This window comes from Thalassospira sp. UBA4513, assembly GCF_002388495.1.
Lineage (GTDB): Bacteria > Pseudomonadota > Alphaproteobacteria > Rhodospirillales > Thalassospiraceae > Thalassospira > Thalassospira tepidiphila.
The window spans coordinates 185-7985 of the sequence record NZ_DGMR01000012.1; the positions used below are offsets into that span (position 1 = coordinate 185).

General features: G+C 55.6%; 7 protein-coding genes and 1 pseudogene. 6 read left to right on the forward strand and 2 right to left on the reverse strand.

Features of this window, described 5'->3' with window-relative positions; translation table 11 throughout:
- On the reverse strand, positions 1-836 hold an 836-nt coding region (locus tag B2T33_RS05000), incomplete at its 3' end, for an AAA family ATPase (RefSeq protein WP_286791305.1).
- 59 nt (positions 837-895) lie between these two features.
- A complete protein-coding gene (hslV, locus tag B2T33_RS05005; RefSeq protein ID WP_008888827.1) occupies positions 896-1456 on the reverse strand; it encodes an ATP-dependent protease subunit HslV in 561 nt (186 codons plus the stop codon).
- A gap of 229 nt (positions 1457-1685) precedes the next feature.
- Between hslV and ade the strand changes: the two genes are divergently transcribed.
- The 6 genes and pseudogenes from ade to B2T33_RS05035 all read left to right on the forward strand — a co-directional run.
- Positions 1686-3413 (forward strand): adenine deaminase, encoded by a 1728-nt coding sequence (gene ade, locus B2T33_RS05010; RefSeq protein WP_197146361.1) that lies wholly within the window; start codon positions 1686-1688, stop codon positions 3411-3413.
- 143 nt (positions 3414-3556) lie between these two features.
- The gene (locus B2T33_RS05015) at positions 3557-5692 is read left to right on the forward strand and encodes a cache domain-containing protein (RefSeq protein ID WP_197146360.1); all 2136 of its coding nucleotides are present in this window, start codon (positions 3557-3559) and stop codon (positions 5690-5692) included.
- 157 nt (positions 5693-5849) lie between these two features.
- The gene (hisB, locus tag B2T33_RS05020) at positions 5850-6449 is read left to right on the forward strand and encodes an imidazoleglycerol-phosphate dehydratase HisB (RefSeq protein WP_197146359.1); all 600 of its coding nucleotides are present in this window, start codon (positions 5850-5852) and stop codon (positions 6447-6449) included.
- Between the two features lie 82 nt (positions 6450-6531).
- Entirely contained in the window at positions 6532-6975 is a 444-nt protein-coding gene (locus B2T33_RS05025) for a DUF2628 domain-containing protein (protein WP_197146358.1), read from the forward strand.
- Positions 6972-7622, forward strand: coding sequence for an imidazole glycerol phosphate synthase subunit HisH (gene hisH / locus B2T33_RS05030; protein WP_197146357.1), 651 nt, complete (start codon positions 6972-6974; stop codon positions 7620-7622). Before B2T33_RS05025 ends, hisH begins: the two co-directional genes overlap by 4 nt.
- Positions 7619-7801, forward strand: a pseudogene (locus tag B2T33_RS05035) (GNAT family N-acetyltransferase); the annotation flags it as partial. The gene hisH and the pseudogene B2T33_RS05035, both read left to right, overlap by 4 nt.

Genomic DNA, 7801 nt, shown 5'->3' on the forward strand with positions numbered 1-7801 from the left:
ATCAGCGGCAGCAGGTCACGCTGAACCCCTTCCCGGGATACATCGGTGCCGCCGCTTTCGCCGCGTTTGGCCACCTTGTCGATTTCATCCAGGAACACAATGCCGTTCTGTTCGACATTTTCAATCGCCTCGGCAGTGACCTTGTCATTATCGAGAAGCTTGTCACCTTCTTCATCGATCAGGCGCTCAAAGGCTTCTTCGACCGTCATGCGCTTGGGCTTGGTATTGCCACCAAACGCCTTGCCGAACATGTCATTGAGGTTCAGCATCCCCATCTGTGCACCGGGCATGCCCGGAATATCGATGGTCGGCATCGAAGCAGCACTGCTTTCCTGCACGTTAATTTCGATTTCCTTGTGCTGAAGTTCACCTTCGCGCAGCATCTTGCGGAACTTCTGGCGGGTATCAGACGATGCATTTTCACCGACCAGACCATCCAGAATGCGTTCCTCGGCCTGCATTTCGGCCTTGGCGCGGACTTTCTTGCGCATGCTTTCGCGGGTCAGATCGATCGAAACTTCCACCAGATCACGCACGATCTGTTCGACATCGCGCCCGACATAACCAACCTCGGTGAATTTGGTCGCTTCGATCTTGATGAACGGGGCCTCGGCCAGTTTGGCAAGGCGACGCGCGATTTCGGTTTTACCGACACCGGTCGGCCCGATCATCAGGATGTTTTTCGGAAGCACCTCATTGCGCATGGTTTCGTCAAGCTGCTGACGGCGCCAGCGGTTACGCAGCGCAATGGCGACCGCGCGCTTGGCATCCTTCTGACCGATGATGTGACGGTCCAGTTCGGAAACAATTTCGCGCGGGCTGTAATGTTGGGTCATGATTTATTCCGTATCTTTTTGCGACGAATGCCGTAACAAGGCCCGGTTTGGCGCCTTGATTATTTCGCATCCTCAAGATCAATTTTCTCTAATAAGACATTGCCGTTGGTGTAGACGCAAATCTCACCGGCAATCGCCATGGCCTTGCGGGCAATTTCCTCGGCACTGAGGTCCTGATCAAGCAGGGCCCTTGCCGCAGCAAGCGCATAGTTGCCACCCGAGCCAATGGCAATGATGCCATCTTCAGGTTCAAGAACATCGCCCTGGCCGGTCAGAACCAGTGACACGTCCTTGTCGGCCACCGCCATCATGGCTTCGAGCTTGCGAAGGTAACGATCGGTTCGCCAGTCCTTGGCCAATTCGACACAGGCGCGCATCGTCTGGCCCGGATGACGATCAAGCTTGGCTTCAAGCCGTTCCAGCAGGGTAAAGGCATCCGCCGTTGCCCCGGCAAAGCCCACCATAATCTCGCCCTTCTGGCCGATCCGGCGCACCTTGCGGGCATTGCCCTTGATCACCGTCGGACCAAGCGAGACCTGACCATCACCGGCCACCACGACTTCATTGCCCTTGCGCACGGACAGAATTGTCGTGCCATGCCAGCTTTGTTGTTCGCTCATGAATTATCCTTGAATCTCATCGATTGCTTCGCCCAAGAGTTAGCACGGCAGACGCCCCGGTCAAGGGCAGAAGCCACCCGCAACTGCCGCTTCCGCTGACCGCGCGACCTTCATGTCGACCAAAACACAGTTTCAACGCTGAGATACCCAAAAAATTCAAGGCATCCCCGCCCGACATGCTTTACCCTTGGGGAGGCAAAAGAATTTCAAGAAGACAGGACCAGGCACCATGAGCAGCGATCTTACCCAAACCCATCTTGGCAAATGCATTCTTGCCGGTCAGGGCAAAATCAAGGCCGATCTGGTGCTGCGGAATATCGGCTTGCTTGACGTCATCACCGGCAAGATCACCGAAACCGATATCGCCATTGTCGGCGACCGGATTGTCGGCACCCATGACAGCTATGCTGGCGAGACCGAAATTGATTGCACCGGCAAGTTCGCAGTGCCGGGCTTTATCGATACCCACCTGCATATTGAAAGCTCGCTCGTCACTCCACTCGAGTTTGATCGTTGTGTACTGCCGCATGGTGTCACCACGGTCCTGTGCGACCCGCACGAAATCGCCAATGTTCTGGGGTCTGAGGGCATCAAATACTTCCTGGATTGCGCCGAGCAGACCGTGATGGATGTGCGGGTTAATCTGTCATCCTGCGTACCGGCCACCGCCTTTGAAACCGCTGGCGCACGGCTTGAGATCGAAGACCTTCTGCCGTTCCGGTCGCATGAAAAGGTCGTCGGGCTAGCGGAAATGATGAACTATCCCGGCGTGCTCAACCTTGATCCGGGCATCATGGCCAAGCTCGAAGCTTTTCAGGATGGCCATATCGACGGGCACGCGCCGCTGGTCCGCGGATTGGATCTTAATGGCTACATGGCCGCTGGCATTCGTACCGATCACGAAGCCACCTCGGCCGAGGAAGCCCGCGAAAAGCTTGCCAAGGGCATGGCGATCCTGATCCGCGAAGGATCGGTGTCCAAGGATCTGGAGGCACTGGCCGAAATTCTCGATGAAAACAGCTCAAGCTTCGTCGCGCTATGCACTGATGACCGCAACCCGCTTGATATCGGCGAAGAAGGTCATCTTGATAGTCTTGTTTCGCGATTAATCGGTCATTTGAAGGCACGTAATTGCCAGATCCATCATGCCTATCGCGCCGCGTCCCATTCCGCGGCCCGCATTTTCGGCCTGCGTGATCGCGGTTTGATCGGACCGGGCTGGCGGGCCGATATCGCCATCCTTGATGATCTTGAAGCCTGCCACGTCACCGATGTCATTGCCGGTGGTCGCCTTGTCACCAAGGATCTGTTTGCAAAACGCAAAACCATCGAGCCAGTCGGTTTGACGTCGATGAAGGCAACCCCGGTTTCAGCAGAGGCCTTTGCCTGCGATCCCAAACCGGGTCAGAACCAGACCCCGGTGATCAAGGTCAAACCGGGCCTTATCCTGACCTTCCGCGATGAAGCGACGCTTGAAATCGGCGATAATGGCCTCAAACCCGATCTGGACAATGATGTGATCAAGGTCGCCGTCGTTGAACGCCACGGCATCAATGGCAATATCGGGCGCAGCTTCGTGCGCGGCTTTGGCCTGAAACGCGGGGCGATTGCCTCCTCCGTCGGGCATGACAGCCACAATATCACCGTGGTCGGGGCAAGCGATGCCGACATGGCAGCAGCCGTCAATCGCCTGATTGAAATGGGCGGCGGCTTTGCGGTGGCCGATGGCGGCAAAGTCACGGCCGAACTGGCCCTGCCGGTTGCGGGGCTTATGAGCCTTGAGCCGTTCGAAACTGTCGAGGAGCACCTGATTGATCTTCGCAAGGCAGCCAAGGATCTGGGATGTGTTTTACCCGAACCGTTCCTGCAAGTCGCCTTCCTGGCCCTGCCGGTGATCCCGCACCTAAAAATGACCGATCGCGGCCTGTTTGACGTCGATAAATTCGACTTCGTTTAGAATAACTCTGAGTAACCATTGCGATTTTTTTAACCTGATCACTCAACGTATTGTTGTTTTTCATCAGCCGCGACTTAATCTTTCAAGTATCGCTCTGTGAACAGGCGGCACTCTGTCGCCTGGCATGATGGATATACGATCAGGTGAAAATCAGGCTTCAGATTGGCGTTACCGCTGCGTTTACAACGATTGCGGTCGTGATGCTGGGGGTGACGGTTGCGTTTCTGTACAACAGCAACCGCAATCTTGCCTTGCAAACCGCCCGTGCCGAAATGGAAAGCGCCCGGCAGAAATCGGTCGATGGCCTGATCAACGTAATCCTGCCAGTCGGGCAGGTTGTTACCACCACCGCCGACATGATCACGTCTTTTCCCGGTGCGATATCCGAGCCCACCGGCGGTTCAGTGATGGCCAGCCAGATCAAGGGATTACCGCAAATCTATGGCCTGTTTTTCGGGTTCGAAGACGATGGTCGGTTCTTTCAGGTGATCAAAATTCCCGATGGCCTGACAACCTTTGGCCCCCGCAATGCGCCCATCCCCAAAGACAGCAAAATCATCTATCGCACGATTGATGACGCCCTGTCGGGCGAAAAAACTGACAGCTATCTCTATCAATCGGGCTGGGGCACCGTTACCGGCAAGGAAGAAAGTGCTGCCACCTATGACCCCAGAACCCGAGCCTGGTACGAAGGCGCAAAGGACAAGGACGGTATTTTTGTCAGTCCGTTCTATACCTTCAACAGCACAAACAAGCCCGGCGTAACCTTTGCAAAGCGCGTCCTGAACCCGGATCGCAGCCTGATGGGGGTAGTCGGTGCGGATCTGACACTGGAAAGCGTCAACAAGATCCTTGGCGATATCCGGATTGGCGAACAGGGCCGGGTCTTTATGCTCGATGCGCAACAGCGGGTTCTGGCCTATAACGGCCCCTATGGTGGCAATGAGAATGAGACACTTTTCAAGATCGACAATCGAACCATCAGCGACCCGATTGTCAGCCGCGCCATCGTAAGCTGGACCAATAACCCCGACACCTTCTTTGAATTCCTTGATGAAACCGACGGGAAAAAATATCTCGGCTCGGCGGCACCGATACCGGAAATCTTTGGCGTCGCGCCGGTTCTGGGTCTGATCGTGCCCGAAGATGAATTTGTTGGCGACATCAAGGCAACAACCCGCAATGTGCTTCAGATCGCAACCGCGATCCTTGTCTTTACCGTCATCCTGATCGCCATCATCTCGCGGATGTTAAGCCGCCAGATCAATGCCGTCGCCGAAGAAGCCGAAAAGATCGGTCAATTTGATCTCGGCGGTGATTTCGATATGGAATCCCACATCTACGAGGTCGATGCCCTGTCCAAGGCCGTGGCGAACATGAAGCTCAGCCTCAAAAGCTTTGGCGCCTACGTTCCGGCAGATGTGGTGAAATCAATCATGTCAGCTGGCAATCCAGTCGAAATTGGCGGTGAGGCCCGCGAATTATCGATCATGTTTACCGATATCGAGGGCTTTACTGCGAAGACCGAAAACTATTCGCCGACCGATCTGGCGCTTGAGCTTTCGAACTATTTTGCCGCGATGGAACAGCAGATCACCATCAACGGAAATGGCACCATCGACAAATATATCGGTGATGCCATCATGGCGTTCTGGAATGCGCCGACCGACGATCCCAACCATGTGGACCATGCCTGCAAGGCTGCATTGGCCTGCCGGTTGGCCGGTCGACGGCTGAATTCCATCTCACAGGATTCACGCCTGTTTCCACTCTACACGCGATTTGGCCTGCACACCGATCAGGTGGTTGTCGGAAATGTAGGCTCCGAACATCGCCTGCAATACACGGCCCTTGGCGAGGCGGTGAACCTTGCCTCGCGGATCGAGGGACTTAACAAGATCTATGGCACACGCATCCTTGTCAGTGAGGCCATTGAAAAACGCGCATCCGATAACTTCCTGCTCAGATATGTCGACCGGGTCGTTCCCCTTGGTACAAGCGTGCCGATTGATATCTTTGAGCTGATCGGGGATCGCGACGATACCACCAACGCCCTTGTTGATATCACCGCGCAGCAAACCGAGATCGCGGCATGGGATGCCTGTATGGACCTTTATCACGACCAGAAATGGGCCGAAGCACATGACGCCTTCAAGGCGCATCTGGAAGCTGCAACCACACCAAAGCTGGTTGAAATCTATATCGAAAGATGCCGGGAATTTATCGATCATCCGCCCGAAAAAAACTGGGATGAAGTCAATCACATGACCCGTAAATAGCCCCAATATCACCGCACAGCCCGATTGGCGGCCTGATCCGGGCGCGAAAACCACTATTTGCGGCCATTGCGTAGCCACCTAGAACTGGCTTTTGTCGGACTTTATTGCTACATACGACCCGTCATATGCATCAATACCTGCAGGAAAGGAGCTTTGCATGCGCAAGGCCCGCGTTGAGCGTAACACAAACGAAACCCAGATCATGGTCGAACTGAACCTTGACGGGACCGGCGTTTATGACGTCGAGACCGGGGTCGGGTTCCTTGATCACATGCTCGAACAGCTTTCGCGTCACAGCCTGATGGACCTTAAAGTCCGGGCCAAGGGCGACCTGCATATTGATTTCCACCACACCACCGAAGATAGCGGCATCGCGATCGGCGAAGCCTTTGCCAAGGCGCTTGGCGATAAAAAGGGCATCACGCGTTATGGCAGCTGCCTGCTGCCGATGGACGAGGCGCTGACCCGTGTCGCACTGGATATTTCAAGCCGTCCCTATCTGATCTGGAATGTCGAATTTACCCGCGACAAGCTGGGCGATATGGATACCGAGCTGTTCCGGGAATGGTTCCAGGGCTTTTCCCAGGCGGCTGGCATCACGCTGCATGTCGAGAACCTGTATGGTGAGAACAATCACCATATCATCGAAAGTGCCTTTAAGGCGCTTGCACGGTCGCTGCGCGTGGCAATCGAAATTGATCCGCGCAAGTCCGATGCCATCCCCTCGACCAAGGGCACGCTTGGCGGCTCCTTGTAAGCAGGTCAGTTCGATCTGATCGAAAATACACCGGTGGCACAGCAGACAACACTCTGCCACCGGTCCAGAGAACCGGTTTTCGATGAAGGTTTACACAGTCCATACCCATCCCGGCGATGCCGACCCGATGGAAAACGCCATCCTGATCCGCGAAGGCTTCAATTTCTGGGCCTTTCTGCTTTCAGGCCTTTGGGCGTTGTACCATCGCCTGTGGCTGGGCTTTTTCGGTCTTGTCGCGGTTTCATTTCTCTGCACCTTTGCGGTCGAGCTGTTTGACGGCGGGCCTGAAATGGACTTTGCCCTGGCACTTGTGACCGGGATCGGCTTTGGCCTGATCGCCAATGATTTGCGTCGGCGCAAACTGGCCGCAAAAGGCTGGAAGATGGTCGATATCGTCGCTGGCCATGATGAAACCGAGGCCGAACATCGCTGCTTTGAGCGTTCAAAAAATTCCCGGCTGCGCGTCCCACACTCCGCAGCTGCCCTTACCTCCACCCCCTCAACCGGGAGCCCATCCTACCCATGAGTGTTGCGATTATTGATTACGGTTCCGGCAATTTGCGTTCGTGCGCCAAGGCGTTCGAGCGTGCTGCACGTGAAACCGGCTTTTCTGACGAGATCATTGTCACCGATGACCCGGAAAAGGTCCGCAACGCCAGCCATATCGTGCTTCCGGGCGTTGGCGCCTATGCCGATTGCCGTGCGGGCCTTGATGCCGTGACGGGCATGGTTGATGTCCTTACCGAGCAGGTGATTAAGGGCGGCAAGCCGTTCTTTGGCATCTGTGTTGGCATGCAGTTGATGTCGACCGTCGGTCGCGAATTTGTCGTCACTGACGGCCTTGACTGGATTTCTGGCGAAGTCGTGGCCATCGAGCCCAGCGACCCAAGCCTTAAAATCCCGCATATGGGCTGGAACGAGCTGGTGCTTGATCCGGCGGGCAAGGCGCACCCGGTCCTTAAAGGCATTTCCGATGGCGATCACGCCTATTTCGTGCACAGCTATCACATGCATGTCACCAACCCGGATCAGCGACTGGCATCGGTTTCCTATGGCGGGAGCATCACGGCCATGATCGGGCGTGACAACATGATCGGCACCCAGTTCCACCCGGAAAAAAGCCAGAAAACCGGGCTTACCATCATCGGGAACTTCCTGGGGTGGAAGCCATGATCGCACCATCTGATACCATTCAGCCGGGCGTCATTGCCGAACGCGTGACCGAACTGACCGCAGGCGACATTTCCGATATCGTCGATGCCTGTACCCAGGCAATTGTCGAAGGTGGCGGCTTTGGCTGGTTGACACCGCCGGACCGTCCGGACATGGAAAAATACTGGCGCGGTGTGTTG